The sequence below is a fragment of the Thermocrispum sp. genome (assembly GCF_002919275.1).
GTDB lineage: Bacteria > Actinomycetota > Actinomycetes > Mycobacteriales > Pseudonocardiaceae > Thermocrispum > Thermocrispum agreste.
The window spans coordinates 1-26,818 of the sequence record NZ_PKFA01000025.1; the positions used below are offsets into that span (position 1 = coordinate 1).

Genomic DNA, 26,818 nt, shown 5'->3' on the forward strand with positions numbered 1-26,818 from the left:
GGGGAGGGCACCTCGGTGTCGACCTTGTCGGTGGAGATCTCCACCAGCGGTTCGTCCACCTCGACGGTGTCGCCGACCTGCTTCAGCCACCGGGTCACCGTGCCCTCGGTGACGCTCTCGCCCAGCTCGGGCAGCGTGACCGGGGTGCCGGAGGCGGCGGATCCGTCGCCACTCGCCGAGGCCGGCTCCGCGGCGGGTGCTTGCGGGGCCGGGGCCTGCTGCTCCTCGGTGGCCGCAGGCGCGGCGGCCTGCGCTGGTTCTTCCTCGGCGGCGGCAGCACCCTGCTGCTCGCCACCGGCGTCGCCGCCGGAGCCACCGGACCCGTCGTCGATCACCGCGAGCTCGGCCCCGACCTCGACGGTCTCGTCCTCCTGCGCGACGATGCGCGCCACGACGCCCGCGACGGGGGAGGGCACCTCGGTGTCGACCTTGTCGGTGGAGATCTCCAGCAACGGCTCGTCGACGGCGACCGTGTCACCTTCCTTCTTGAGCCACCGCGTGACGGTTCCCTCGGTGACGCTCTCGCCGAGTTCCGGCAGTCTGACGGAGAAGGCCATCGCTGTTTAGCTCCTTGAGGCAGTAGTGGTTCGGGGATCAGGCGTGGACGTGAAGCGGTTTGCCGGCCAGCGCCAGGAAGGCCTCGCCGAGCGCTTCGTTCTGCGTGGGATGGGCGTGGATCAACGGGGCGACGTCCTCCGGGAAGGCCTCCCAGTTGTAGATCAGCTGGGCCTCGCCGATCAGCTCACCGACGCGGTCGCCGACCATGTGCACCCCGACGACCGGGCCGTCCGGCGCCTTGACCAGCTTCACCGCGCCCGACGTCTTGAGGATCTGGCTCTTGCCGTTGCCGCCGAGGTCGTACGTCAGCGTGGTCACCCCTGAACCGTATCGTTCTTTCGCCGCGTCTTCAGTGAGACCGACCGATGCCACCTCGGGGTGGGAGTAGGTCACTCGCGGGATGCCCGCCTCGTCGATCGGCTTGGGCTTCAGCCCGGCGATCTGCTCGGCGACGAAGATGCCGTGCGCGAAGCCGCGGTGCGCCAGCTGCAGCCCGGCGACGATGTCGCCGACGGCGTACACGCCGTCGATGTTGGTGCGCAGCCGCTCGTCGGTGCGCACGAAGCCCCGCTCCAGCGCGATCCCGACCTCCTCGAAGCCGTGGCCCGCGGTGTTCGGCCCGCGGCCCACCGCGACCAGCAGCACGTCCGCCGCCAGGGTCTCGCCGTTCTCCAGCGACACCTCGACGCCGTTGTCGTCCTGCCTGGCCCCGGTGAACTTCACACCGGTCTTGAATCCGATCTTGCGGCGCCGGAAGGCCCGCTCCAGCTGCTTGGACGCGAACTCGTCCTCCGAGGGGACCAGGCGCGGCAGCGCCTCGACCACGGTGACGTCGGTGCCGAAGGAGGCCCAGATGCTGGCGAACTCCACGCCGATGACACCGCCGCCGAGCACCACCGCCCGCTCCGGGACGGTGTCCAGCAGCAGCGCCTGGTCGCTGGTGATGATCCGCCCGGTGATCTCCAGCCCGGGCAGCGTCCTGGCGTACGAGCCGGTCGCCAGCACGACGTTGCGGCCGGTGTAGGTCACGCCGTCCACCTCGACGGTGGTCGGGCTGGTCAGCGTCCCTGCGCCCTCGACGATGGTGACCTTGTGCGCCTTGGCCAGGCCCTGCAAGCCCTTGTAGAGCCGCGACACCACGCCGTCCTTGTACTTGTGCACCCCGGCCATGTCGACGCCCTCGAACACCGACTTGACGCCGAACTGCTCGCCTGCCCGGGCGTTGTCGGCGATCTCCGCGGCGTGCAGCAGGGCCTTGGTCGGGATGCACCCGCGGTGCAGGCACGTCCCGCCCAGCTTGTCCTTCTCCACCAGGATCACCGACAGGCCCAGCTCGGCCGCGCGGAACGCGGCCGCGTAGCCTCCCGAGCCGCCACCCAGGATGACAAGGTCAGCGGACGTTTCGGTCACGGTCACTCCTCATCGTCAGGCTTACACCACACCAGGGATCACACCATGGCCGCGCTGACGGCCCGGCGTCCGCGGGTCGCGCGTGCGCCGTGGTTCACCTCATCTTGTCATTACGGATGCCACGCTAGCGACCGGAGAACGGCTGTGGGACACCACACCCGGGCTTCCGGCAGAATGTGCCCACACTGACGGGACGGAGTTGGTTGTGTTGGCGTGGTTCAGGCGGCGCAAGGGCAAGCAGAAGCAGGGCGTGCTCCGCAAAGCCACCTCGAACGATTTCGCCCACCTCGAGGCATGGGCGGCGTCGCGGCGCGGGGTCGAGGCGTACTTCGAACCCCGCACGCACGTCACCGAGGCGACAGTGGTCTTGGTGGCGCACGACGGGGAGTGGACGAGGCGACGCGTCGACAGCCTGGAATCGCTGCAGAAGTTCGGTGCGAAACGGTCGATCCCGGTTTACGAAGTCAATCGTGTCGGCTACCCGAAGCGGATGCGGGAGTACACCCAGCGGATGAAGGCGCAGCGCAAGCGGGACGGCCAGGTGTGATCCACTCCGCACCGCGATGAGTCCGGCCCGGCGCGGCGGTCTGCACTGCTGAACATCCACCGGACTCGACACCGAGGAGACGCCATGCGCCGGGTGATCTGTTCCATGGGCACGTCGCTGGACGGCTACATCGTCGACGCCGACGGCGAGTTCGCCTGGTCCAAGCCGGACGAGGAGTTGTTCGCCTTCGTCACCGAGGAGATCCGGCACGTGGACGCCTTCGTGCTCGGCCGCAGGCTCTACCAGACGATGCTCTACTGGGAGGACGTCGATCAGCTGCCCGGGCTGTCCGAGGCGGAGCTGGTGTGGGCCCGGCTGTGGCAGGCGCTGCCGAAGGTGGTCTTCTCCACCACGCTGACGTCGGTGCGCGGCAACACGCGCCTGGCCAGGCGGGGCCTGGCGGAGGAGATCGAGCGATTGCGAGCCGAGCCGGGCGACGGTGACATCGCCGTCGGTGGCGCGCATCTTGCCGCGCAGGCGGCTGAACTCGGTGTGATCGACGAGTACCGCATCCGGGTGCACCCGGTGCTGGTCGGTGGCGGCGTGCCGTTCTTCCCGCGGAACGAGCGGCACGTGGACCTGGAACTGAAGGAATCCCGGGTGTTCGGCTCCGGCGTCGTCTACCAGCGCTACCGCGTGACACGCCAAGGCCCGGCAGCACGAAAGCCCCGTGATGCCGGGCGCGAGGCGTGATCAGCCGTTCTCGGCGATGTCCGCCAGGACGGCGGCCAGCGTACGGACCGGGACGCCGGTGCCGCCCTTGCCGGTGTAACCCCACACCGAGTCGCTGTAGGCGGGGCCGGCGATGTCGATGTGCACCCACGGCACGCCGTCCGGCACGAACTCGCGCAGGAAGATCCCGGCGGCCAGCATGCCGCCCCATCGGTGGCCGGTGACGTTGGCGATGTCGGCCAGCTTGGAGTCCAGATCCGAGCGCAGCTCCTCCGGCAGCGGCATGGGCCAGCCGCCCTCCCCGGTGCGCTGCGCGATGTCGGCCACCCGGTCGCGGAACTCGTCGCTGCCCATGATGCCCGGCGTGCGGTTGCCCAGGGCGACGACCTGCGCGCCGGTGAGGGTGGAGGTCTCGATCAGGTAGTCGGGTTCGTCCTCGCCCGCCCGCGCGATGGCATCGGCCAGGATCAGCCTGCCCTCCGCGTCGGTGTTGAGCACCTCGACCGTCTTCCCGCCGTACATGGCCAGCACGTCGCCGGGCCGGTAGGCGGTCCCCGACGGCATGTTCTCCGCCAGCGGCAGGTAGGCGATCACCTCGAGCGGGTAGTTGAGCTCGGCAGCCAGCAGCACGGTGGCCAGCTGGGCGGCCGCACCAGCCATGTCCGAGGTCATCTCGTCCATCTTCGCTGCGGGCTTGAGCGAGATGCCGCCGGTGTCGAACGTGATGCCCTTGCCGACCAGCGCCACCTTCGCCTTCGGCTTGCCGGGCCGGTAGTGCAGGCGGACCAGCCGGGGCGGCCGCGACGATCCGCCGCCGACCCCGAGGATGCCGCCGTAGCCTGCTCGCTTGAGCTGCTTCTCGTCGAGGATCTCCACCGCGATCCCGGCCTTCTCGGCCAGCGCCGCCGCACGCTTGGCGAACGACGCCGGGTACAGGTCGTTCGGCGCGGTGTTGACAAGGTCGCGAGCCGTCACCACCGCGGAGGCGACCGCGGTCGCGGCCTTCAGCGTCGCCTTGTGCTCCTTGTTGGTCCCGGCGGCCGGGCGGACGAAGTCGACGGTCTTCACCGGGGCGTCGCCTGGGGCGGACTTGTACTCGGTGAACTGATACGCGCCCAGCGCGATGCCTTCGACGGCCGCTCGCAGGTCGATCTCCGACAGCGTCACCAGCGCCCGCTTGGTGCCTGCCAGGGCGCGTCCCGCGGCACCGCAGGCGCGCCTGACCTGCTCCGCGGTCGGTTCACCGTTGGTGAGCTTGCCGAGGCCGGTGGCGTAGACGGCGCTCGCGCCGAGCTTGCCGAAGGTCGGGATGCGCACGACCTCGTCGGCCGAGCCGGTGGCGCCGGCTGCCTTGAGCGCGTCCAGCAGCTGGCCGTCGAACGCTTCGTCGACCGCGGCCGCGCCTTCGGCCAGCGCCACGGTGTCACCTTCGCTGATGGTGCCGATGACGATCACGTCCGCTTTGCCAGAGCGGATCGCCTCGGCGGTGTGGTCGGTCAGGCCGCATTTCGGCACGGTCACGGGGGCTCCCTCTGCATGCTGTCGATGAACGTGAGCCATGCTAATGGCGTGTCTTCGGGGCGACGGAACAGCCTTTGGTAGGGAGCGGACCACGTGCACACCCTGCCGGCGCTGCTCACCGCGCTGCCCACGGCATCCGCGGTCGGCGGGTGGTGGCTGATCGCCGGCCTGGTCGTCGCCGGGGCGTTCGCCGCACTGTTCACCGGAACGGGCAGACGCCGCGCCGTGCCCCATCCCGTGTTGCGCGTGGCCGTGTGGGGCTTGCTCGCCGCGGTCGCCGCGCGAGCGTTCGCAGCCGTCGTCTTTCCGCAATACGACAGCCTGGCCGCGGCAGTGGTGATCGTCGTGACGGGTGGGGGAGTGATCCTCGGGCTGGCCGCCCCGCCCGCGAGCCGCCGGGCGGCGTCCGCGGTGCTGCTGCTCGGGGCGGCGAGCTTCGCGGCCATCTGCGCGACCGTCGATCCGCCGCCCACCGTGGTGCCGGTTCCGGCGGACGACACCTCAGCCGCGAGTTCGTTCGCGGTCGCCGGACTGTTCGTCGCACCGATGCTCGTCCTCGACCCCGCCGGCTCGGCACGGCGAGGGCTGGCTCGCGTCGCGGCTGCCGTGGTGGCCACGTGTGCCGTTGCGGCGGGCGCGTTGTATCAGCTCGGCCCGCAACGTCTTGCGGTATCGGACGCACCGCTGCACGACGCGTTGGCCGCAGCAGACGCCGCCGTGCTGACCACGATGCTCGAAGCTTTCGTCGTGGTGGGCACCCTCACGGCCGTCCTCGTCGCGCTCGCCTCCGCCCGGCGCGCGGCGTCGGCGGGTCCACGGCCGAGAATCCTCGTCGGCGCTGTGGTCGCCGGTGCCGTGGTGCTTGCCTCGACCGTCGACCCCGTAGTCGTGCTGGCCGCTGCCTCGGTGGTCGCGGTGACCAGTTCCGTGCTCGGTTGGGTGCAGGCGGGGCAGAACGGCGGACGGCAAAACGGCAAGTAGACCGAAGCCCGTTACTTGGACGTCCGAGTAACAGGTAAATTCGCACCATGACGACCGCGATGCCTTTCACCCACGTCGCTCACCCCGATCCGGCACCTGCCGAGCGAGTGGCCGAGGTATTGGCCAATCCGGGGTTCGGCACGCACTTCACCGACCACATGGTCACGGTGTCGTGGAGTGCGGAGCAGGGGTGGCACGACGCCAAAGTCGAACCGTACGCGCCCCTGACGCTCGACCCGGCGACCTCGGTACTTCACTACGGGCAGGCCGTGTTCGAGGGCCTGAAGGCCTACCGGCAGCCGGACGGATCGATCGCGACGTTCCGTCCGGAGGTCAACGCCCGGCGGTTCCAGGGCTCGTGCGCGCGGCTGGCCATCCCGGAGCTGCCGGAGCAGGTCTTCCTCGACTCGTTGCGTGAGCTGATCGCGGTCGACGGCAGGTGGGTACCGGACGCCGAGGGCTCGTCGCTGTACTTGCGCCCGTTCATCATCGCCACCGAGGCGGGACTGGGCGTGAACCGGCCGGCGAACTCGTACCTGTACACGCTGATCGCCTCGCCTGCCGGGTCGTACTTCTCCGGTGGCGTGAAGCCGATCAAGCTGTGGATGTCGACCGAGTACAGCCGGTCGGCACCCGGCGGCACCGGGTTCGCCAAGTGCGCGGGCAACTACGCGGCCTCGTTCCTGCCGCAGGCGGAAGCGGTCGAGCAGGGCTGCGACCAGGTCGTCTACCTGGACGCGGCCACCCACGAGTGGGTCGAGGAACTGGGCGGGATGAACCTGTTCTTCGTGTTCGGCTCGGGGGAGAACGCGCACCTGGTGACGCCGGAGCTGAACGGCAACCTGCTGGCAGGCGTGACCAGGGACTCGATCCTGACGCTGGCCCGCGACTTCGGCTACTCGGTGGAGGAACGCCGGGTCTCGGCCGAGGAATGGGAGAAGTCCGCGCTCTCCGGTGAGCTGACCGAGGTGTTCGCGTGCGGAACCGCGGCGGTGATCACCCCGGTGGGGTCGGTCAAGCATGCGGGTGGCGAGTTCACCGTCGCCGACGGCGGCGCGGGCGAGATCACCATGCGGCTGCGCGAGGAGCTGGTCGGCATTCAGTACGGCACGCGCCCGGACAAGCACGGCTGGCGGTACCCGCTCGGCTGAGCGGCGACTGCGGACGACCGGTTCGGACACGGCACGAAGCTGCACCTGGCCCGTCGGGACGGCACGCCCGGCGGGCCAGCACGTCCGGCATGCCTGCGGCACAGCGGTACAGGCGGAAGCAGCTGGAGTGCATGCGCCGGGCCGGCACCTCGGTTCAGGACCCGACGATCGACGACCGGTACCGCGGCCCCGAGCGACCGTCAGGACCGCGGCGGCGCGCTCCGACCGCATCGGGCCCCGATTCCGTGCGTCTTGGCTGCCCGATTCTCGTGCGTCTTGGCTGGCGGTCGGCCACGGGCCAGCTCGTCGCTGCGCCAGCAGGCCGGGAAAGGCCGCCACGTCCCGTTGTGGGGTCTCAGGGTAAGCGCAGCGTCGACAGCTCTCGCCGTGCTCGCGCAAACCCGGCCGACCGTTTCCCAAGTGATCTCCTCGACGAGGCCGTCCGCTCACCTCGGTCTCGTGGGTGAGCACGCGCCAGCCGGTGTGATCAGCGCGGGCCGATGGTGCCGGGAGCCGTTGCCGTCACGCGTCGGCGAGGAGCCAGGCGGCCGCGGTCACCAGTGGCAGCGCCAGCAGGCCAGCGGTCGGGGCATCCCCGCCCAGCCGGAGGTCCAGCAGCGGCTCCAGATCCAGGTGCTGCAGCGCGACGGCGTGGGCCGGTTCGGTGGTGCTCGACGCGGCCAGCCACCAGTCGCGCGCTCCGGGCGCCAGCTCCTCCGCGACCACGGCGGCGGCCAGCACGGTCACCCCGCCCAGCAGGACCGGCGTCCGCCGGACGGCGGCCTGGATCAAAAAGCCGGTGAGCCCGGCCAGGTCGGCCCCGCCAGCGGCGGCCAGCAGCTCCATCGGCTGGGACAGCCGTGGCTTGGCGCGGCGCATGGCGTCGCGAATGGCGGAGGTCTTGCGCATCCATGCCGTGTCGTCGATGCCGGAGCCACGGCCGACCACGGCGACCGGTTCGGTGTCGGTGAGCGTGCCGATCAGCACCGCCGCCGGGGTCGTCGCGCCGGCGCCCACGCTGGAGGCGACCAGCAGGTCGGCGCCCCCGTCGACCTCCGCGTCGGCCATCTCCATGCCCTTGCGGACGGCCGATTCCGCTTCTTCTGCGGTCATGGCGTCTGCGGTGTCGATGGGGCGGGCGGCCGGCTCCATCTCGACGACGCGTGTTCCGGCGTTCGCTGCTTGGGCGAGCGCGCCGACGGCGCCACCGCCGACATTGATCTCCGCCACTAGCTTCCCGGCGGCGTCAGCGCCGTGGGACGACACGCCGCGTTCGGTGATTCCGTGCTCGGCCGCGAACACGACGACTCGCGGCGTTCGCAAACGGCGTGGCGGGCACGTGCCCTGACACCCGGCAAGCCACGACGCGACGGTCGCGAGCTTGCCCAAGCCCAAGGGGCCTGCCGGGGTGGCCACCGTGTCGTCGGCGCCCGCCAGGCTCAGCGCAGCGGTGCGGGCGGATCCGTCCGGAGGTTCGATGCGAGGCAGTTCCAGCACAGTCGCCGACGTCATACCGGGATCTCGTCACCCGGCTTCACCCGGGGACGCGGGATGCGAAGCTTGCGCAGCTGGGTGGCCCGGATGAAGCAGTACCAGCCGATCGACCGGCCCTTGATGGTCTCCTTCGGGAACTTCTCCCTGGCCAGCCTGGTGATCCGGCGCCCGTTGTAGAACGCCTCCATGATCATGGCCAGCAGCAGGATCATGCACGTCGACGTGATCACCTGCTGCACCACCAGGTTGGGGAACAGCGTGGAGACGAACATCACCAGCGCCATCGGCATGAACAGCCCGAGCAGGTTGCGGCGCGAGTCCACGCAGTCGCGCGCGAACGCCTTGACCGGTCCGCGGTCGTGCGGCGCGAGATACCGCTCGTCGCCGGCCAGCATGCGTTCCCGCCGCTCCCGCCGCAGTGCCTTGAGCTCTTCCTTGCTCACCGGGTTGGCCTTGCGCAGCTCCCGGTTGCGCCTGATGGCCTCCCGCGTGGTCTTCGGCGGCGGGGGGACCGGGCCGCGGCGCCTTCCTTCGGCTTCCCGGCGCGACGGCGTCGGGCGCCCCTTCTTGGGGGTGTAGCCCCGGCGATTGTGGGGTTGCGCACTTTCCTCGTCGTGCTCGGGGGCCTCGGCGTCCTTGGTGTCCGTCGATGAACTGCCTTTACGCAAGAACCTCACGATCCCAGCCTATGGCACCGTCACCCGGATTGGTTCAGCAGGAGCGGCGGATGTGTCACCATGGACGCAGAAGCAGACGTATACCGGGTGGCGGTCGGACCAGGCTGGGAACAGATCGCACGGCCGCGGCGTTGCCCCAGATGTACGCGCACGACCCAAGGAGAGTCATGACGACTGCTGAGCAGACCGGGACGAAAACCGAGCAGACGCACGGCGTCGTGTTGACCGAGGCTGCGGCGGCCAAGGCGAAGGCGTTGCTGGAGCAGGAGGGCCGCGACGACATGCACCTGCGGCTCGCGGTGCAGCCCGGCGGCTGCGCCGGTCTGCGCTACCAGCTGTTCTTCGACGAGCGGGAGCTGGACGGCGACCTGTTCCGCGAGTTCGACGGGCTGCGCGTGGCGGTGGACCGGATGAGCGCCCCGTACGTGGACGGCGCGGTCATCGACTTCGTGGACACTATCGAGAAGCAGGGGTTCACGATCGACAACCCGAACGCCACGGGTTCCTGCGCCTGCGGCGACAGCTTCAACTGAGCCGCCCGCACCGGCTGGCGCCCGGATGAGGTCGTCGGCCGGTTCGTGTTGAGAACGACGCCCTCGATGGCGCTGTCGACGAGCCTGCACGTGTCGCCCGCGTGCGGCGGCCGACTTCGTCGAGAACCGATCGGCGGCGACCTACTGGACGTGTCGCCCGCGTGGGTCGGCGTGCCCTGGTAACCCATCCGTGCGACAGTGGTTCGCGCGACCGGTATTTTCCGGCGTTGATGCGAGTTAACGCGACGACGCCGATGGGCGACACCGAGGAGTGACCAACGGAATGGCTCAGCAGCCCGACTTGTCCGTGATCGCCGGGGCACCGGTGGCGGTGTGCGGCAGCATCGCCACCGACCACCTGATGCACTTCCCAGGCCGGTTCGCCGAGCAGCTGGTCGCCGAGCAGCTGCACCGGGTGTCGTTGTCGTTCCTGGCCGACGACCTGGTGGTCCGGCGGGGCGGCACGGGCGGCAACATCGCCTACGGCCTCGGCGTACTAGGGGCGCGCCCGGTGCTGGTCGGCGCGGTCGGTGACGATTTCGGCGACTACCGCGCCTGGCTGGAACGGCACGGGGTGGACACCTCGGGGGTGCACATCTCGGAGGTCGCGCACACGGCGCGGTTCGTCTGCACCACCGACGAGGACAACTGCCAGATCGGCACGTTCTACGCGGGCGCGATGGCGGAGGCCCGCAACATCGAGCTGGCGCCGCTGGTGGAGCGCACCGGCCGGTTCGGCCTGGTGCTCATCGCCCCGGACGATCCGGAGGGCATGCTGCGGCACGCGGAGGAGTGCCGCCAGCGGGGCTGGCCGTTCGCAGTCGATCCGTCCCAGCAGCTGGCCAGGATGAGCGGGGCGCAGGCCCGCAAGCTGATCGCGGGGGCACTGCTGTTGTTCAGCAACGACTACGAGCTGGGCCTGCTGCTGCGCAAGACCGGGTGGACCGAGCAGGAGGTGCTGGAGCAGGTCGGCCTGCGGGTCACCACGCTCGGCCCCAAGGGAGCGGAGATCGTCGGCGCGGACGGTACCGCGCTGCACGTCGGCGCGGCGAAAGAGCTGTCCAAGACGGACCCGACGGGCGTCGGTGACGGCTTCCGCGCCGGGTTCGTCGCCGCGCTGCGCGCCGGGTTGGGCCTGCAGCGCGCCGCTCAGCTGGGTTCGGTCATTGCCGTGCTGGTGCTGGAGACCGTCGGCACCCAGGAGTGGCGGTACGAGCGCTCGGAGGTGCTGCGGCGCCTGGCCGAGTCGTACGGATCCGAAGCCGCCGAGGAGATCGCTCCGGCACTGCCCGGTTGATCCGCACAGCACCACTCACGGCAGCAGCACCATGCTGTCGCCGAACTCGTGCCACAACAGGCGGTGCTCCACCGCGTCGGCATAGGCGGCGTCGACCAGTTCCTTCCCCGCCACGGCATCCAGCAGGCTCAGATGACTGGCCTGCGGGTCGTGCAAGCCGGTGATCAGTCCGGAGACCACCCGGGCGGGACGATCCGGTCCGAGCACGAGATCCGTCCAGCCGCTCGTGCCGCGCTCGTGCCCGGCCGATTCCAGCGCACGCACCACCGTGGTGCCGACCGCGATCACCCGCCGCCCGCTGGCGCGCGCCAGCGCGACGAGCCGTGCGGTGGCGTCCGGGACGATGAACGGCTCGGGCGTGGGCGGTTCGTGCACCTCGGGGCTGGACACCCCGGCGTGCAGTACGACCGGCGCCACGATCACCCCGCGAGCCATCAGCCGCACCAGGAGCTCGGCGGTGAACGGACGGCCTGCGCTGGGCATCTCGGCGCTGCCCGGTTCGGTCGCATAAACCGTCTGGTACGCGGCGAGCGGAAATGCGCCGCCCATGTACCCGTAGGTGATGGGACGGCCGTAGCTGCGCAAGTACTCGGTGCGCGAGACGGCAGGGGCGGTCGTCGCGCGCCACAGCCGAGACTCTGCGGCATCCGCGTCCGGGTACGGCACGATCAGCTTGAGCAGCACCTCGCCCGGCAGCCGCACGTGTTCCCCCGGCGCGACACCGGAGCGCCATCCCGTGCCGTCCGGTTCACGAAGTTCGACGACCCAGTCGCCGTTGTCCAGTTCCAGCGCGACGTGCACCGGCAGCGTGCCGTCCCGGTACTGCCCGTCGACGGCGGCAGGCAGGGTGGCGGAGGTGTTGACGACCAGCAGGTCGCCGGGGGCCAGCCAGGCAGGCAGATCGCGGAACCGGGTCAGGTGCCTGCCGGACCGGGTGGCGACGAGGAGCCGCACGTCGTCGCGCTCGAAACCGCGCCATTCCGGTGGGGCGGTGGCCTCGGCCGACTCGGGCACGGCGAACCGGGTGCTCATGACGGCACCGCCGCGGGGAGCTCGGTTGCGCGGTAGCGGCCGCTGGGCAGGGCGCCGTCGAACAGTGGCTGCATTGCGGCGGCCACGCCGCCCGGATCGGCCCGGTCGGAGATGTCCTCGCCGGGGAAGGCCGCTTGGTGCATCGCGGTGTTCATGTCGCCAGGGTCGACCGCGTACACCCGCAGATCGAGTTCCTCCTCGGCCAGCACGGCCGACACCTGATCGAGCGCGGCCTTGCTCGCACCGTAGCCGCCCCAGCCGGGATAGGCGGCTTCGGCGGCATCCGAGCTGATGTTGATCACCCGGCCTCGTGCCGTGCGTAGCTGGGGGAGGAGTTCCGCGGTCAGCCGCACCGGTGCAAGCACGTTGACCTCGAAGATCCTGTGCAGTTCGGCCGCCGTGACGGTGTCGAGCCTGGCCCCGGGCAGCGACGGGCTCGGTCCGAGTTCGCTGGCGTTGTTCACCAGCATGGCTGTGCCACCGGCGGCACGGGCGGCTTCGGCCAGCCGGCGGCGGTGGTCGGCATCGGCGACGTCGCCGGGCACGGCGGTGACGAGCTCGTTCGCCAGGTTCGCCAGGGCGTCTTTCAGCCGGGCGGCGTTTCGTGCGTCGGCGACGACATGCCACCCGTGACGGGTGAGCGCGGTGGTCACGGCCAGCCCGAGGCCGGCGGAGGCCCCGGTGACGACGGCCACCGGGGCCTTGGTGGAAGTGCGATGAGTCATGCCCCCATCGTCAAACTTCGACTTAAGTCGAGGTCAAGGCGTGCCGTGCAGGTTTTTCGCCGTCGGCGACGTCGGCACCGTCGCCGGGTCGGGATACGTGCCCAGAATCCGGTCCGCGGTGCCGCTGGTGGTGACCGTGAACCAGTAGTGCTCGTTCTTGTAGTGATGACGCCGGTGGTTGCGCCACACCGCTCGGTAGATGCGGCCCCGTGGCTTGTAGTCACTGTGGATCAGGTAGTGGGTCCACTCGTACCCCAGCCCGAGCGCGAACACGCCGACGACGAAGGTCAGCCCGGTGCCGGTGCGCGGGAACGCGACCAGCCCGATCACCACGGTGCCGATCAGCAACCAGATCAGCGCCTGCCAGGGAATGAACACCAGGGGGATGTCACGCGGATCGGCGTGGTGCTCCCGGTGCTTGCGGGCGAGCAGCGAGTCGAGTCGGATCGGGCCCAGCTTGCGGGGCTTCCAGTGCAGGATCACCACGTGCACGACCCACTCGAAGAACGGGAAGACCGCCAGCATGATCGCAGGCACGAGTGCGTCATTCCACGTCCACTCGCCCACCGCGAGGCGGGCCACCACCGCGGCGGCCAGCGACGTGCAGATCATCCACGGCGAGGGGTGACGCCAGAACTCCCTGGCCGCCTCCCCCAGCGTGATCGTCTTGCGCGAGCGGCGCAGCGCTTCCTCGTCGGCGCGAACGCGGGCGCGGGCTTCCGGCTCGTTCATGATTGCTCCAGGTGACGCAGTGCGGTGAACATCCGTTCGGTGGCCGGGGTGAGCAGATCGACCGCGCGGTCGCGTGCCTGGCGGGCGTCGCCCGCCGTGACGGCGGCGGCCAAGGCGCGGTAGGCGTCGATGCGGTCGACTTCGGCGGCCATGATCGTGGTGAGGGCGTCGACCGCAGGCAGGTACGCGGCCCGCAGGCCGTTGAACATCAGGCGGAACACGATCGACGAAGCGCCTTCGACCAGCACGTCCCAGAAGTCGAGGGCCCGGTGCTGGCGTCGTACCGGGTCGTCGGCGGCCACCAGCGCGGCAATGACCGCGTCGAGGTCGCCGGCCAGCCGCGGGCCGGATCGTTCCGCGGCCAGCTCGGCGATCTTGGGCGCGATGTGCAGCCGGGCCTCCATGATGCTGCGCACCACACCGATGTCGACCTGGCCGCCGGGCATCAGCAGCCGGGGGAGCAGGTCCAGGCCCGCGTGCTTGCGGTAGTCGAGCACCGTCGTGCTCTCACCCTGGCGCACGTCGACGAGCTTGGCCTGCGCCATGCGTTGCAGCGCCTCGCGCACCGCAGGCCGGGAAACCCCGAGCGCTTCGGCCAGCTTGCGCTCGCTGGGCAGTGCCTCGCCCGGGCCGAGTGTGCCCTCGACCATCTCGGTCAACAACCGCTCGAACACCTCGTCCGGGACCGAGCGGCGGGAGATCGGCTGCAAGTTCATGCGCAGAACGGTAGGAGGCAAGACCGGCAGAGGTCAAGTGGTATGACCAGTTTGCGTGGGAGGCGGCAGCCAAAAGGGCCGGTGTCAGGGGTTGAGGAACGCGTGATCTCCGAAGAGGCGATCCGACGACGCACCTTCGCCCAACCGCGGGCAGCTTCCACGGCAGCCGCCACACCCACGACGGCGCCGACTACGACCAAGCCACACCCAGGCAGGCGCCGACTACGAACAAACTCGGACGGTCTACAGCACAGTGCGTCCCGTCCGCGGATGATCGCCAAGCGCGCGGACGTCGACGACGTGCGCACTGCGTTGCACTACGAGCGCCAACGGGCTGTCCGTCGCCGTCCGGGGTGTGGGCACGCGTCGCGGGCGCCAGCCTGGTCGAGGTCGTGGAGATCGGGTTGCCCGGGCTCGACCACCTCAATGTCGTCGGAGATGAGGGCGTCAGCGGCTTCGGCTCGGAGAACTGCCGGCGGCTGGCGAGGATCAAGGCGCCCCGCGCCCCGGAGAAGTGTTCCGCTGGCACAACGTGCTGCCCTCCAGGCGGGCCGCCGGAGACCTCAGAAGCCCGTGCCTGCCCCGTGCCGAGGCGATGCGTCGACGGTCGGCGTCGGCACGGCGAGCGGCGATCACGGTTCGGATCAGATCTTGACCGGGTAGTGCGGCTCCGGCACCTCGGGCTTGATCCGTTCCTCGACGAAGATGCCGTGCCAGAGCATGAACACCAGCAGCGCCCACAGCTGACGGCTGCGGTCGTGCGGGCCGGCCCGGTGCTCGTCGAGCAGCCCGAGCACGGCCTGCTTGTCCAGCAGCTCGTCGGTGCCGGACTCGGTGATGATGGTGCGCGCCCAGTCGTACATCTCGTCCCGCAGCCAGTGCCGGATCGGCACCGGGAAGCCCAGCTTCCTGCGGTTCAGAACGTGCGCGGGGACGATCTCGGCGAGCGCGCGCCGCAGCGCGTACTTGGTCGTCTCCTTGGTGATCTTCTGCTCGAGCGGGATGGTCGACGCCACCCGGAACACCTCGGCGTCCAGGAACGGGACCCGCAGCTCCAGCGAGTTGGCCATGGTCATCTTGTCCGCCTTGACCAGGATGTCGCCGCGCAGCCAGGTGAACAGGTCGACGTGCTGCATCCGGGCGACCGGGTCCCAGCCCTCGGACAGCCGGTACGGCTCCGCCGTCACGTCGGCGTGGCCGACGTTGTCGTCGAACGTGCGCAGCACCCGGCGTAGCTGGTCGTCGCGGAAGATGCGCGCGTTGCCGTAGTAGCGCTCCTCCAGCGTCAGCGACCCGCGCCGCAGCAGGTCCTTGCCCTTGGTGCCCTCCGGGATGCGCTGCGAGATCTTGCCCAGCGCACGGCGCATCGCACCGGGGACCTTCTCGAACGCGCGCAGCGAGATCGGCTCCCGGTAGATGGTGTAGCCGCCGAACAGCTCGTCCGAGCCCTCGCCGGAGAGCACCACCTTGACGTGCTTGCGCGCCTCCCGTGCGATGAACCACAGCGGCACCAGCGCCGGGTCGGCGACCGGATCGTCCAGGTACCAGACGATCAGTGGCAGCGCCTCCATCATCTCCTCGGCGTTGACCGTGCGCACCACGTGCTTGACGCCGATCGCCGCCGCCGACTCCGCGGCCACGTCGACCTCGGAATACCCTTCCCGCTCGAAGCCGGTGGTGAACGTGATCAGGTCCGGGTTGTGCTCCTTGGCCAGCGCCGCGATCGCGGTGGAGTCGATGCCGCCGGACAGGAAGGCCCCGACGGTGACGTCGGCCCGCATGTGCTTGGCCACCGAGTCACGCATCGCCTCGGCGATGCGGTGGTGCAGCTCGGCGGGTTCGTCCACCGGTGTGGCGTTGAACACGGGGTGGAAGTAGCGGCGGATGTCCGGTTCGCCGCCCGGGCGCAACGTGAACAGGCACCCGGATTCCACCCGGCGGATCGCGGTGTGCAGGGTCTCCGGTTCCGGCACGTACTGCAGCACCAGGTAGTGCTGCAGCGCCGTGCGGTCCAGCTCCTTGGCCATGCCGAGCTGCGGGGCTAGCTCGAGCAGCGACTTCTTCTCGCTGGCGAACGCGGTGCCGCCCGGTCCGGTGGCGTAGAACAGCGGCTTGATGCCGAACGGGTCGCGGGCGCCGAACACCACACGTTCCTGGGAGTCCCAGATCAGGAAGGCGAACATCCCGCGCAGCCGGGACACCGCCTCCTCGCCCCAGTGGTGGTAGGCGGCGACGATGGCCTCGCTGTCGCCCGAGGTGTGGAACACCGCGCCGTGCTTGTCGGCCAGCTCGGCGCGCAGTTCCAGGTAGTTGTAGATCTCGCCGTTGAACAGCAGCGTGTAGCGCTGCGGCGACTCGGGCGGGCCCCAGGTCAGCGGCTGATGCGAGTGCTCGACGTCGATGATGGACAGCCGGTTGAAGCCGAACACCACCTCGGCGTCGGCCCAGGTCCGGTTCTCGTCCGGGCCGCGGTGCCGCTGACAGCGCAGTGCAGCGCCGACCGCCGGCCGCGCCTCGGCGGCGTCATCCGTGTTGGTGCAGATCAATCCGAGCAGGCCGCACACGCTTCGTCCCACACTCCCAGGCCGTCGATGCCACAAAGCTGCCGAAGCCGTGACAAGCTGTGACAGCTGTCAGTGAAGTATGCCCGCTCACAAACCCGGCCCGGCTGGATGCCCCACCGCGGGCGCGTCTGCGATATTCGGCTAGGCTCCCGAATTGATCCACCGTAGTTCTCGGACTGGCACACCTAGGAGGCGCGGCGTGCGGACCAGCAGAGTCGCCACGGTCGCCGGGCTGGCAGGGCTGGTCGCCCTGACCACGACCGGCTGCTCGGTCGAGGAGGTGCTCAGATTCGGCTGGCCGGAAGGCATCACGCCGGAGGCGCAGCAGATGCGGCAGCTGTGGATCGGCTCGGTCATCGCCGCGCTGGCCGTCGGTGCGCTGGTGTGGGGCCTGCTGATCTGGTCGGTGACCTTCCACCGCAAGAAGAAGGGTGACAGCGAGTTCCCCCGGCAGTTCCAGTACAACGTGCCGCTGGAGATCTTCGCCGTCGGCCTGCCCACGGTCATGGTGTGCGGCCTGTTCTACTTCACCGTCACCACCGAGACCGACGTGGTGCGCAGCGACAAGCCGAACCCGGACGTCGTGGTCGACGTGACGGCCTTCCAGTGGAACTGGGAGTTCAGCTACCCGGGTGAGGAGACGCCCGACGGCGACGTGGTGCGGACCACGGGCAGCTCGTCGGAGATCCCGCTGCTGGTCCTGCCGACCGATCGGCGGATCCAGTTCAACCTCCGCTCCACCGACGTCATCCACGCCTTCTGGGTGCCCGACCTGCTGTTCAAGCGGGACGTGATGCCGCAGCCGGAGCGCAACAACCAGGACGCGGACTTCCAGATCACCCGCATCGACCGGGAAGGTGCCTTCGTCGGGCGCTGTGCGGAACTGTGCGGCACCTACCACGCGGTGATGAACTTCGAGCTGCGTGCACTGTCGCCGGACAAGTACGAGCAGTACATGCAGCTGCGCCGGTCGGTGAACCCGCAGACCGGGCAGCCGTACACCGCCGCCGAGGCGCTGGAGGAGATGGACTGCGGCGAGCTGTGCAGCCCGACCGCGATCTCCACCAAGCCGTTCAACACCGACCGCCTCGCCCGGTCCGCCTCGGGCTGAGCGCGCAAGCCAGGAAGTAAGGAACCGACATGAAGGTCGAAGCACGGGTCTTCGAAATCGTCACGGTCTTCGCGTTCCTCATAGCGGCCATCTACGGGGTGGCTACCGAGCTGTGGACCGAGGACGGCATCGAGCCGGTCGGCGTGGTCGCGCTGTTGCTCACCGGTGGCCTGGCGCTGATCGCGGGCAGCTACTTCCGGTTCGTCGCGCGCCGCATCACGCCGCGGCCGGAGGACAACGACGAGGCCGAGGTGAGCGACGGCGCGGGGGAGATGGGCTTCTTCAGCCCCGGCAGCTACTGGCCGGTGGGCATCGCGGCCTCCGCTGCCGTGGCTGGCATCGGCTTGGCCTTCTTCGAGGCCTGGGTGTTCTTCCTCGGCGCCGCGTTGGTGCTCGTCACCGTCGGTGGTCTGGTGTTCGAGTACCACCGCGGGAGCCCGCGGCACGGCTCGGGCGGGTGAGTCGTCCTCCCGGTTAGCTCGACTGATGGTCGGCGGAGTGCCGCGTCGGCCGCTGTTGTGCCAGGCTCACACATGTGACCGATGCGCATGCGCCCGACATCGACCCGCTGGCGCAGCTGGGCCAGCGCCTGGCCGGCGGATCGGTGCACACCGTCGTTCTCGTCGAAGGGCTCAGCGACCAGGCGGCCGTCGAAGTCGTGGCCGAGCGATGCGGACACCGGCCCGGCCGAGACGGCTTCGCAGTGGTCCCGATGCACGGAGCGACCAACGTCGGCCGCTTTCTCCACCGCCTCAGCGGGCTCGGCCTGTGTCTGGTGGTGCTGACCGATGCCAACGAAGCCCCCGGCATCCGTCGGCGCCTGACCGATGCGGGTGTCCCGGAGGCGGTGCTTTGTGTCTGCGCACCCGACTTGGAGGCGGAACTCATCAGGGCACTCGGTGCCCGACGGGTCCAGTCGCTCATCGCCGAGCAAGGCGACGAGCGCGCATTCCGGTCACTGCAGAAGCAGCCCGAGTGGCGCGGCAAACCGGTCGAGGAACAGCTGCGGCGCTTCTTCGGCGCCGGGTCCGGCCGCAAGCTCCGCTACGGGCGGGTGCTGGCGCAGCACCTCTCGCCGACGGCGCTGCCAGCACCGCTGCGTGAGGTGATGCGGACGATTCAGGGTCAGCGAGGCGGAGCTTCAGTCCTGGCCGGCCAGCGACTGGGACAGCGCGACCCACCGGTCGAGCAGCTGCGCGGCGGCTCCGGAGTCGAGCGCCTCGGCCGCCCGCTCGATGCCCGCGGCGATGTCGTCGACGAGTGAGCCGCCGAACCCGGAGAACGCGGCCAGCGCCGCGCCGGCGTTGAGCAGGACGGCGTCCCGGACCGGCCCGGTCTCGCCGGCGACCAGAGCGCGGACGACAGCGGCGTTCTGCTCCGCGTCACCACCGCGCAGGTCCTCGGCCGCGGCCCGGTCGATGCCGACGTCGCGCGGGTCGAACGAATGCACCGTGACGTTCTCGCCCGCCACGCGCCACACCGTGCTCGTGGTCGTGGTGGTGAGCTCGTCCAGGCCGTCGTCACCGCGCACCACCAGCGCGCTCGCCTTCCGCGCGGCGAACACGTTGGCGATCACCTCGAGCTTGTCCGGGTAAGCGCACCCCACCAGCCCGGCGTTCGGCCGAGCCGGGTTGGTCAGCGGTCCCAGCAGGTTGAAGATCGTCGGAATGCCCAGTTCACGCCGGGTGGGGCCGGCGAACCGCAGCGCGGGGTGGAACACCGGGGCGAAGCAGAACCCGATGCCGAGCTCGGTGACGCAGCGCGCGACCGCTTCCGGCTCCAGCGCGGCCACCACACCGAGAGCCTCCAGGACGTCGGCGGCACCGCACTTGGACGACGCCGACCGGTTGCCGTGCTTGACCACCGGCGCTCCGGCCGCCGCCGTGACGATGGCGCTCATCGTGGAGATGTTCACCGAGCCGGAGCGGTCCCCGCCGGTGCCCACGATGTCGACCGCGGGGCCGGGCACGTCGAACGTGCGGGCGTTGGCCAGCATCCCGTCGGCCATGCCGACGACCTCTTCCGCCGTCTCGCCCTTGGCCCGCAGGCCGACCGCCAGCGCGGCGATCTGCGACGGGGTGGCTTCGCCGGACATCACCTGGTTCATCGCCCACCTGGTCTGCGCGGCGCTCAGGTTCTCGCCCGCGACCAGGCGGTTGAGCAGGTCCGGCCAGGTCTCGGTCGTCATCACCGGGCCCGGACGGCGGGAACCTTGTGCGAGCGCAGCACGTCCGCGACGACGTCGCCGGTCGCGATCGGGTCGAACGGATGCACGATCACCGCGTCCGCCTGCGACCAGGTGGCCAGCCACCGGTCGTCCTTGCGGCGCACCGCGACGACGATCGGCGGGCAGTCGGTCAGCTCGTTCTTCAGCTGCCTGCACAGCCCCATGCCGCCGTTCGGCTGCGCCTCGCCGTCCAGGATCGCCAGATCGATGCCGCCTTGGTCACACTCGGCGATCACGTCGGCGACCTTGTCGACCTCCACGTAGGTGAGCCGAGGCAGATCGCTTGCCGGGCGCCGCCCGACCGCGCTGATGATCGACTCCCTCACCTGGGGTTTGTGGCTGTACACCAGGACAGTGCGCACCTCGCTGGTCATGCCTGTGACTCTAGCCCGTCGGGTGAGGCAGCCAACACAGAGCTACCCGGGGGCGCGGGGTCGGGCATGAAGGGACATAATGCGAGGCGTGACTACGGCAGCCCCAACGATCAGCCAGCGGGTGCACTCGCTGAACCGGCCGAACATGGTCAGCGTCGGCACCATCGTCTGGCTCTCCAGCGAGCTGATGTTCTTCGCTGGGCTCTTCGCGATGTTCTTCACCGTGAAGGCCCAGAACACCGCAGAGAACTGGCCGCCGAACCCGCCAGGGTGGAGCGAGCCGGAGCCGTTCGTGCTCAACCTGCCGTGGGCGTTGCCGTTCACGATCATCCTGGTCGCCTCGTCGTTCACCTGCCAGCTCGGTGTGTTCGCCGCCGAGCGCGGTGACGTCTTCGGGTTGCGCCGCTGGTACCTGCTCACCCTGTTCATGGGTGCGCTGTTCCTGTTCGGCCAGGTCTACGAGTACTTCCAGCTCGTGGACGAAGGCGTGACCATGCAGGCCAACGGGTTCGGGACGGTGTTCTACATGACCACCGGCTTCCACGGCCTGCACGTGCTCGGTGGCCTGATCGCCTTCGCGATGCTGCTCATCCGCACCAAGATGAGCAAGTTCACACCCGCGCAGGCCACCTCGGCGATCGTGGTGTCGTACTACTGGCACTTCGTCGACATCGTGTGGATCGGCCTGTTCGCGGTGATCTACATCGTGCCGTGACAGGCGTGCGAGGAACTGCCGAAGCACAAGGACTTGACAACAAGACAGCCGCAACGCCCGAACTGACAGCAAGGTGCCGAAGATGACATCTCCGACGCCCCGGGGCACTGACACCGGGGAGCAGGTCCCCAGGACCCGCCGGCCGCGTGCGGGCAGGACGCGCCGCCGCATCGCCGGGCTGGTAGCCCTCGGCCTGGCGCTCATGGTCGCCGGCGGACTTTACGCCCTGTTCGCGCCCAAGCCGCAGACCGCGCAGGCGGACAGCAAGCAGCTGAGCGCACTGGAGCGCAAAGGCGCCGAGGTCTACAACACCACGTGCATCACCTGCCACGGCAAGAACCTCGAGGGCGTCAAGGGACGGGGCCCGAGCCTGATCGGCATCGGTGAGGCGGCGGTCTACTTCCAGACCTCGACCGGGCGGATGCCGATGGCGCGCCAGGAGGCGCAGGCCCAGCGCAAGCCGCCGCGGCTGACGCCGGAGGAGATCGACGCCGTGTCCGCCTACGTGCAGGCGCACGGCGGCGGCCCGGCGCGGCCGGAGGAGAAGGGCAAGGAGCTGCGCGGCGACAACCCGGCGCGCGGTGGCGAGCTGTTCCGGCTCAACTGCGCCTCGTGCCACAACTTCACCGGCAAGGGCGGCGCGCTGTCGTCCGGGAAGTTCGCGCCGCCGCTGCAGCCGGCGAACGAGGAGCAGATCTACACCGCGATGCTCACCGGTCCGCAGAACATGCCGAAGTTCTCCGACCGGCAGCTGTCGCCGGAGGAGAAGAAGGACATCATCGCCTTCATCAAGTCGGTCAACGACGGCAACAACAACCCGGGTGGGATGTCGCTGGGCGGCTTCGGACCGTGGTCCGAGGGCATCGTCGCCTGGGTGGTCGGGATCGCCGCCATCGTCGGCGTGACCCTGTGGATTGGAACGAGGGCTGGGCATGAGTAGCGAGAACGAGGAGCGGTTGCCCACCGCCGCCGAGCTCGCCGAGATGGATCGCGACCAGCTGGTCAGGCTCGGCGGGAAGCTGGACGGCGTCGAGCTGGTGGAGTACCCCGACCCGTGGCCGGTGCAGGGCACCAAGGCGGAGAAGCGTGCCGCCCGCGGCGTCACGATGATGTTCCTGCTCGGGACGTTGCTCGGCGTCGCGTTCCTGGGCGTGCTGCTGTGGTGGCCGTGGGAGTACAAGTCGCCGGACGACGAGGTCGGTGAGTTCTGGTACAGCCTGTACACCCCGCTGCTGGGCATCACGCTCGGCGGCGCGGTGCTGTGCTTCGCGTTCGGCGTGCTGATGTACACCCGCCGGTTCCTGCCGCAGGAGCTGGCCGTCCAGGAGCGCGGGGACAACCTGGGCGCCGGTTCCGACGAAATCCACCGGCAGACGTTCCTGGCGCACGTGACCGACGCCGGAGCGCGCAGCACCATCGGCAGGCGCAAGGCGATCCTGGGCAGCGCCGGGCTCGGCCTCGGGGTGCTCGGCCTGGGAGCGGCGGTGCTGCCGGTCATCGGCTTCGTCAAGAACCCGTGGTCGAAGGATCAGGACCCGCGCGACACGCTGGCGCACACCGGGTGGCTGCCGCGCGACGGGGAGAAGGTCTACCTGCGCCGCAACACCGGCCACCCGCACGAGGTGTCGCTGGTCCGGCCGGAGGACCTGGACGCGGGCGCGATGGAGACGGTGTTCCCGTTCCGCGAGTCCGAGCGCAACGACCCGGAAGCGCTGTCCGCGGCACTGAAGCGGGTCGACAACCCGGTCATGCTGATCCGGCTGCGGCCGGAGGACGCGGCCAGGGTGATCAAGCGCAAGGGCCAGGAGGACTTCAACTACGGCGACTACTACGCCTACACGAAGATCTGCAGCCACGTGGGTTGCCCGACGTCGCTGTACGAGCAGCGCACCAACCGGATCCTGTGCCCGTGCCACCAGTCGCAGTTTGACGCACTGCAGTACGCCAAGCCGGTGTTCGGCCCGGCGACCAGGGCACTGGCGCAATTGCCCATCACGGTGGATCCTGAGACTGGATACTTCATGGCCAAGGGCGACTTCATCGAGCCGGTCGGGCCCGCGTATTGGGAGCGTGAGTCATGAGCGAGCTGACGACCCCGACCAGGGGGGACTCCCTGATCAAGCGCCTGGCCGGCAGGCAGCTGGACGAGGTGGACAAGCGCTACCGCGCGGCCAAGGGCATCCGCCACCAGCTGAACAAGGTCTTCCCGACCCACTGGTCGTTCCTGCTCGGCGAGATCGCGCTGTACAGCTTCATCATCCTGCTGCTGTCCGGCGTGTACCTGACGCTGTTCTTCGACCCCTCCATGGAGGAGGTCGTCTACGACGGCAGCTTCACCAACCTGCAGGGCGTGGAGATGTCCCGCGCCTTCGAGACCACCCTGAACATCTCGTTCGACGTGCGGGGCGGCCTGCTGATCCGGCAGATCCACCACTGGGCCGCGCTGATCTTCGTCGCCGCGATGTTCATCCACATGCTCCGGGTGTTCTTCACCGGTGCGTTCCGCCGCCCGCGCGAAGCCAACTGGGTGATCGGGGCGCTGCTGCTCATCCTGGGCATGTTCGAGGGCTTCTTCGGCTACTCGCTGCCGGACGACCTGCTGTCCGGTACCGGTCTGCGCGCCACGATGTCCGGCATCGTGCTCTCCACGCCGGTGATCGGCACGTGGCTGCACTGGGCGCTGTTCGGCGGTGAGTTCCCGGGCAACGAGATCATCCCGCGCCTGTACACACTGCACATCCTGATCGTCCCCGGCATCATGCTGGCGCTGGTGGCGGTACACCTGGGCCTGGTGTGGTACCAGAAGCACACCCAGTTCCCCGGCGTGCGGCGCACCGAGAACAACGTGGTCGGCGTGCGGATCATGCCGTACTTCGCGCTGAAGGCCGGCTCGTTCTTCCTGGTCGTCACCGGCGTGATCGTGGCGATGGCGGGCCTGTTCCAGATCAACGCGGTGTGGAACATCGGCCCGTACCTGACCTCGCAGGTGTCCGCGGGCTCGCAGCCGGACTGGTATCTGGCGTGGGCGGACGGCATCCTGCGTATCTGGCCGGCGTGGGAGCTCTACCTCGGGCCGTACACCATCCCGCCGGTGTTCTTCGCGGGTGCGGTCGGGATGCCGATCCTGTTCGGGCTGCTGATCGCCTACCCGTGGATCGAACGCAAGTTCAGCAAGGACACCGCGCATCACAACCTGTTGCAGCGTCCGCGTGACGTCCCGGTCCGCACCGGCATCGGCGTGATGGCGTTGACATTCATCTCCGTGCTGGAGATCTCCGGCTTCAACGACATCATCGCCTTCACGTTCGACATCTCGTTGAACGCGATGACCTGGATCGGCCGGATCGGCCTGTTGGTGCTGCCGCCGATCGCCTACTACGTCACCTACCGGATCTGCCTCGGGTTGCAGCGGTCCGACCGTGAGGTGCTGGAACACGGCGTGGAGACCGGCATCATCAAGCGGACGCCGGAAGGCGCGTTCATCGAGATCCACCAGCCGCTCGGCCCGGTGGACGAGCACGGCCACCCGATCCCACTGGAGTACCAGGGCGCGCCGGTGCCGAAGAAGATGAACGAGCTCGGCTTCGCGGGCAAGCCGGTGTCCGGCTCGTTCCTGACCCCGGATCCGCCGGAGGAGGTCGAGGCGCTGGAGCGGGCGCGGGCCGCGCAGCACGGCGACGGCCGGGCGGCCATCACCTCCGGCAACGGTCAGGCGAGCGGATCCCGCACGGAGGTCGAGTCGCGCGCGAAGTAGCCCCAGGCTGTTCACAGGAAGGCGGCGTGCCGGGATTGCCGGCGCGCCGCCTTCGTCGTTGTCGCGGGCCGGCGTCCGGGGACATGGCTCGTCGAGGCGCTGCCTGTCCGGCCGTCGTCGGCCCGTTTGCGCGCTTGGGCGCGGACAGGTTCGCCGGTGTCGGGGTGCTTGTACGGGTTTCTGCGCTTTCGTGCACGTCAGGCTTCGCGCGCGTCAGGGAACTCGGCGGGAGAACCTGCTCTTCGGGCGTCCTGCACGGTGGGGTGGTCAGCTGGCCAGTTCGAGGGCGCGGGCCGTGGCCACCCGGTCCAGCCAGCTCCGCCAGCCCGACGTCGCGCCGGCCGGCTCGGCCCACGGCTCGCTGCAGCGCACCAGGCGAACGCCGGGACGGGCCAGCCACCGCAGCAGCACACGCACTTCCTCCGGGCTGGCGCCGCGCAGCGGCCCGCGCGTCGGGAGCACGGTCTCCGCACTCGCCACCAGTGCATCGACGACCGGCATCGGCGGCACACCGCGCGCGGCCGTACCGGCCGAAGCCAGCCGCCCGTAGCGGATCACCGCGAACTCCCAGCCACCGGTGCCGTCGGGGTGGGCAGCGACCAACTCCGCGATGCGGGCCAGTGCGGCCATCCGGTTCGCGGTCATGACCGTGCCGACGACCTCGGCGAGCTCGTCCCGTCGCGCCGCGGCCAGCTCGAAGCGCTGCGCGGCCGCCAGTTTCTCGACCCGGTCGGCGGCGGCGCGCAACGCCGATCCGTCGGTCCCGGCGATGAGCGCGGAGACCGCTTCGACGGCGGGCGCGTACTCCTCGACGCTCTGCTGCCCCGCGCACGGCGCCCCGCATTTGCCGAGCTCCCACAGCGCACACGGGGATCCGTGCTGGGACTTCGCCGGGATGCGGTCACTGCATGCCCGCAGACCGCACGCAGACGTCAGGACGGAGGCCGCCGAGGCGGCGGCGGATCTGCTGCGGAACGGCCCCAAGGATCCGTCCCGCGGCACCCTGACGACCGACAGGCGCGGGAAGGCCTCGTTGGTGAGGGCGACCCACCAGTACTTGTGCGGATTGCGCGACCGACGGTTGTAGACCGGCTTGTGCGCGGCCAGCAGCCGCAGCTCGCGTACTTCGGCCTCCAGGGAGTGAGCGCAGGGGATGCCCTCCACCCGCTCGGCCAGCGCCACCATCTCCCGGATGCGCCCCCTGCTTTCAGATCCGGTGAAGTACTGCCGGACCCGCTTACGGAGATTGGACGCGGTGCCCACGTACAGCACCTCGTCGTTCGGCCCGCGGAACAGGTACACGCCGGGGGAGGGAGGCAAATGGGCGGCCATGCCGCGCTTGCGCCGCTGCTCCGGGGTGACCTCGGGCAGGAAGTCCATCAGTTCTTCCAGCGACTGCACGCCGAGGTTGCCGACCCGCTCCAGCAAGCCGTGCAGCACGTCGACGGTCGCGCGAGCGTCCTGCAGCGCGCGGTGATTGGGCACCGTGTCCGCGTTGAACAGTGCGGCCAACGCAGACAGCCGGAAACTGCGCGCGTCGTCGTGGCGGGTGAGCACGCGGCGAGCCAGCCGCGCGGTGCACAACACCGTCGGCTTCGGCCAGTGATAGCCGTGGCGTGCGCACGCCGAGCGCAGGAAACCGATGTCGAAAGCGGCGTTGTGCGCCACCAGCACGGCCCCCTTGGCGAACTCCAGGAAGGCGGGCAGCACCTGTTCGATCCTCGGTGCCGAGGACACCATCGCCTGGGTGATGCCGGTCAGCTGCACGATCTGCGGCGGAATGGTCGTGCCCGGATCCACCAGCGTGGCGAACTCGCCGAGCACTTCGCCGCCGCGCACCTTCACCGCGCCGATCTCGGTGATCGCGTCCTTGTCCGCCGAGCCACCGGTGGTCTCCAGGTCCACGACCACGAACGTGGTCTCGCGCAGTGGCGTCCCGAGTTCGTCGAAGCTCAACTGCACGCTCACGAGCGCTCACGATAGGGCGGAAAACCGACAGTATGTTCGAATGACGCGCCGGACTACGG

25 protein-coding genes and 1 pseudogene are annotated in these 26,818 nt (G+C 69.8%); 13 read left to right on the top strand and 13 right to left on the bottom strand.

Going from position 1 to position 26,818, the window contains the following annotated elements; translation table 11 throughout:
- Both CXP56_RS05800 and lpdA read right to left on the bottom strand, forming a co-directional pair.
- The coding region (locus tag CXP56_RS05800) for a biotin/lipoyl-containing protein (RefSeq protein WP_286900245.1) at positions 1–557 on the bottom strand (557 nt) is incomplete at its 3' end.
- 37 nt (positions 558–594) lie between these two features.
- On the bottom strand, positions 595–1,968 hold the full coding sequence (gene lpdA / locus CXP56_RS05805) for a dihydrolipoyl dehydrogenase (protein WP_028848074.1): 1,374 nt from the start codon (positions 1,966–1,968) through the stop codon (positions 595–597).
- A gap of 199 nt (positions 1,969–2,167) precedes the next feature.
- On the opposite strand from lpdA, the gene CXP56_RS05810 reads away from it, so the two are divergent.
- Entirely contained in the window at positions 2,168–2,515 is a 348-nt protein-coding gene (locus CXP56_RS05810; RefSeq protein WP_028848075.1) for a hypothetical protein, read from the top strand.
- A gap of 84 nt (positions 2,516–2,599) precedes the next feature.
- Positions 2,600–3,208, top strand: coding sequence for a dihydrofolate reductase family protein (locus CXP56_RS05815; RefSeq protein ID WP_286900250.1), 609 nt, complete (start codon positions 2,600–2,602; stop codon positions 3,206–3,208).
- Here CXP56_RS05815 and CXP56_RS05820 read toward each other — a convergent pair whose 3' ends face one another.
- Positions 3,209–4,708: a leucyl aminopeptidase gene (locus CXP56_RS05820; RefSeq protein ID WP_028848077.1), complete on the bottom strand. Its 1,500-nt coding sequence runs from the start codon at positions 4,706–4,708 to the stop codon at positions 3,209–3,211.
- 93 nt (positions 4,709–4,801) lie between these two features.
- On the opposite strand from CXP56_RS05820, the gene CXP56_RS05825 reads away from it, so the two are divergent.
- Positions 4,802–5,689, top strand: coding sequence for a hypothetical protein (locus CXP56_RS05825; RefSeq protein ID WP_286900253.1), 888 nt, complete (start codon positions 4,802–4,804; stop codon positions 5,687–5,689).
- 47 nt (positions 5,690–5,736) lie between these two features.
- On the top strand, positions 5,737–6,840 hold the full coding sequence (locus CXP56_RS05830) for a branched-chain amino acid aminotransferase (RefSeq protein ID WP_028848078.1): 1,104 nt from the start codon (positions 5,737–5,739) through the stop codon (positions 6,838–6,840).
- Positions 6,841–7,362: 522 nt separating this feature from the next.
- On the opposite strand, the gene CXP56_RS05835 is transcribed toward CXP56_RS05830, so the two are convergent.
- Both CXP56_RS05835 and CXP56_RS05840 read right to left on the bottom strand, forming a co-directional pair.
- Positions 7,363–8,352, bottom strand: coding sequence for a nicotinate-nucleotide--dimethylbenzimidazole phosphoribosyltransferase (locus CXP56_RS05835; protein ID WP_051310223.1), 990 nt, complete (start codon positions 8,350–8,352; stop codon positions 7,363–7,365).
- The gene (locus CXP56_RS05840) at positions 8,349–9,011 is read right to left on the bottom strand and encodes a DUF3043 domain-containing protein (protein ID WP_028848079.1); all 663 of its coding nucleotides are present in this window, start codon (positions 9,009–9,011) and stop codon (positions 8,349–8,351) included. Before CXP56_RS05840 ends, CXP56_RS05835 begins: the two co-directional genes overlap by 4 nt.
- Positions 9,012–9,178: 167 nt before the next feature.
- Here CXP56_RS05840 and CXP56_RS05845 point away from each other — a divergent pair, with 167 nt between their 5' ends.
- The gene (locus CXP56_RS05845) at positions 9,179–9,544 is read left to right on the top strand and encodes a HesB/IscA family protein (protein WP_028848080.1); all 366 of its coding nucleotides are present in this window, start codon (positions 9,179–9,181) and stop codon (positions 9,542–9,544) included.
- 283 nt (positions 9,545–9,827) lie between these two features.
- Positions 9,828–10,841 carry a carbohydrate kinase family protein gene (locus CXP56_RS05850; RefSeq protein ID WP_211227534.1) on the top strand — a complete coding sequence of 338 codons (1,014 nt, stop codon included), beginning with the start codon at positions 9,828–9,830 and terminating at the stop codon, positions 10,839–10,841.
- A gap of 15 nt (positions 10,842–10,856) precedes the next feature.
- Here CXP56_RS05850 and CXP56_RS05855 read toward each other — a convergent pair whose 3' ends face one another.
- The 5 genes from CXP56_RS05855 to asnB form a co-directional block, all read right to left on the bottom strand.
- The gene (locus CXP56_RS05855; protein ID WP_286900260.1) at positions 10,857–11,873 is read right to left on the bottom strand and encodes an S-adenosylmethionine:tRNA ribosyltransferase-isomerase; all 1,017 of its coding nucleotides are present in this window, start codon (positions 11,871–11,873) and stop codon (positions 10,857–10,859) included.
- The gene (locus CXP56_RS05860; protein ID WP_028848083.1) at positions 11,870–12,598 is read right to left on the bottom strand and encodes an SDR family NAD(P)-dependent oxidoreductase; all 729 of its coding nucleotides are present in this window, start codon (positions 12,596–12,598) and stop codon (positions 11,870–11,872) included. The genes CXP56_RS05855 and CXP56_RS05860 overlap by 4 nt, the downstream gene beginning before the upstream one ends.
- 33 nt (positions 12,599–12,631) lie before the next feature.
- On the bottom strand, positions 12,632–13,330 hold the full coding sequence (locus CXP56_RS05865; RefSeq protein WP_051310224.1) for a sterol desaturase family protein: 699 nt from the start codon (positions 13,328–13,330) through the stop codon (positions 12,632–12,634).
- Positions 13,327–14,046: a FadR/GntR family transcriptional regulator gene (locus tag CXP56_RS05870; RefSeq protein WP_286900265.1), complete on the bottom strand. Its 720-nt coding sequence runs from the start codon at positions 14,044–14,046 to the stop codon at positions 13,327–13,329. Before CXP56_RS05870 ends, CXP56_RS05865 begins: the two co-directional genes overlap by 4 nt.
- A gap of 644 nt (positions 14,047–14,690) precedes the next feature.
- Complete coding sequence (gene asnB, locus CXP56_RS05875; protein ID WP_028848086.1) at positions 14,691–16,610, bottom strand: asparagine synthase (glutamine-hydrolyzing); 1,920 nt, start codon at positions 16,608–16,610, stop codon at positions 14,691–14,693.
- A gap of 199 nt (positions 16,611–16,809) precedes the next feature.
- Here asnB and ctaC point away from each other — a divergent pair, with 199 nt between their 5' ends.
- The 3 genes and pseudogenes from ctaC to CXP56_RS18995 form a co-directional block, all read left to right on the top strand.
- A complete protein-coding gene (gene ctaC / locus CXP56_RS05880) occupies positions 16,810–17,721 on the top strand; it encodes an aa3-type cytochrome oxidase subunit II (RefSeq protein WP_286900267.1) in 912 nt (303 codons plus the stop codon).
- Between the two features lie 29 nt (positions 17,722–17,750).
- Positions 17,751–18,182 carry a cytochrome c oxidase subunit 4 gene (locus CXP56_RS05885; RefSeq protein ID WP_028848088.1) on the top strand — a complete coding sequence of 144 codons (432 nt, stop codon included), beginning with the start codon at positions 17,751–17,753 and terminating at the stop codon, positions 18,180–18,182.
- Positions 18,183–18,325: 143 nt separating this feature from the next.
- A pseudogene (locus CXP56_RS18995) lies at positions 18,326–18,499 on the top strand (TOPRIM nucleotidyl transferase/hydrolase domain-containing protein); the annotation flags it as partial.
- A 363-nt stretch (positions 18,500–18,862) separates the two neighbouring features.
- Here the strand turns inward: CXP56_RS18995 and trpD are convergent.
- Both trpD and CXP56_RS05895 read right to left on the bottom strand, forming a co-directional pair.
- Positions 18,863–19,909: an anthranilate phosphoribosyltransferase gene (trpD, locus tag CXP56_RS05890; RefSeq protein ID WP_028848089.1), complete on the bottom strand. Its 1,047-nt coding sequence runs from the start codon at positions 19,907–19,909 to the stop codon at positions 18,863–18,865.
- The gene (locus CXP56_RS05895) at positions 19,909–20,322 is read right to left on the bottom strand and encodes a hypothetical protein (protein WP_028848090.1); all 414 of its coding nucleotides are present in this window, start codon (positions 20,320–20,322) and stop codon (positions 19,909–19,911) included. Before CXP56_RS05895 ends, trpD begins: the two co-directional genes overlap by 1 nt.
- Positions 20,323–20,401: 79 nt before the next feature.
- Between CXP56_RS05895 and ctaE the strand changes: the two genes are divergently transcribed.
- The 4 genes from ctaE to qcrB all read left to right on the top strand — a co-directional run bounded on the left by ctaE (position 20,402) and on the right by qcrB (position 24,791).
- Complete coding sequence (ctaE, locus tag CXP56_RS05900; protein ID WP_028848091.1) at positions 20,402–21,037, top strand: aa3-type cytochrome oxidase subunit III; 636 nt, start codon at positions 20,402–20,404, stop codon at positions 21,035–21,037.
- A gap of 82 nt (positions 21,038–21,119) precedes the next feature.
- Complete coding sequence (gene qcrC, locus CXP56_RS05905) at positions 21,120–21,977, top strand: cytochrome bc1 complex diheme cytochrome c subunit (RefSeq protein ID WP_051310284.1); 858 nt, start codon at positions 21,120–21,122, stop codon at positions 21,975–21,977.
- Positions 21,970–23,118 (top strand): cytochrome bc1 complex Rieske iron-sulfur subunit, encoded by a 1,149-nt coding sequence (gene qcrA / locus CXP56_RS05910; RefSeq protein WP_028848092.1) that lies wholly within the window; start codon positions 21,970–21,972, stop codon positions 23,116–23,118. Before qcrC ends, qcrA begins: the two co-directional genes overlap by 8 nt.
- A complete protein-coding gene (gene qcrB, locus CXP56_RS05915) occupies positions 23,115–24,791 on the top strand; it encodes a cytochrome bc1 complex cytochrome b subunit (protein ID WP_028848093.1) in 1,677 nt (558 codons plus the stop codon). The genes qcrA and qcrB overlap by 4 nt, the downstream gene beginning before the upstream one ends.
- A gap of 267 nt (positions 24,792–25,058) precedes the next feature.
- Here the strand turns inward: qcrB and CXP56_RS05920 are convergent, their stop codons facing one another.
- A complete protein-coding gene (locus CXP56_RS05920; RefSeq protein WP_286900311.1) occupies positions 25,059–26,753 on the bottom strand; it encodes a DEDD exonuclease domain-containing protein in 1,695 nt (564 codons plus the stop codon).
- Between the last annotated feature and the right edge of the window lie 65 nt (positions 26,754–26,818).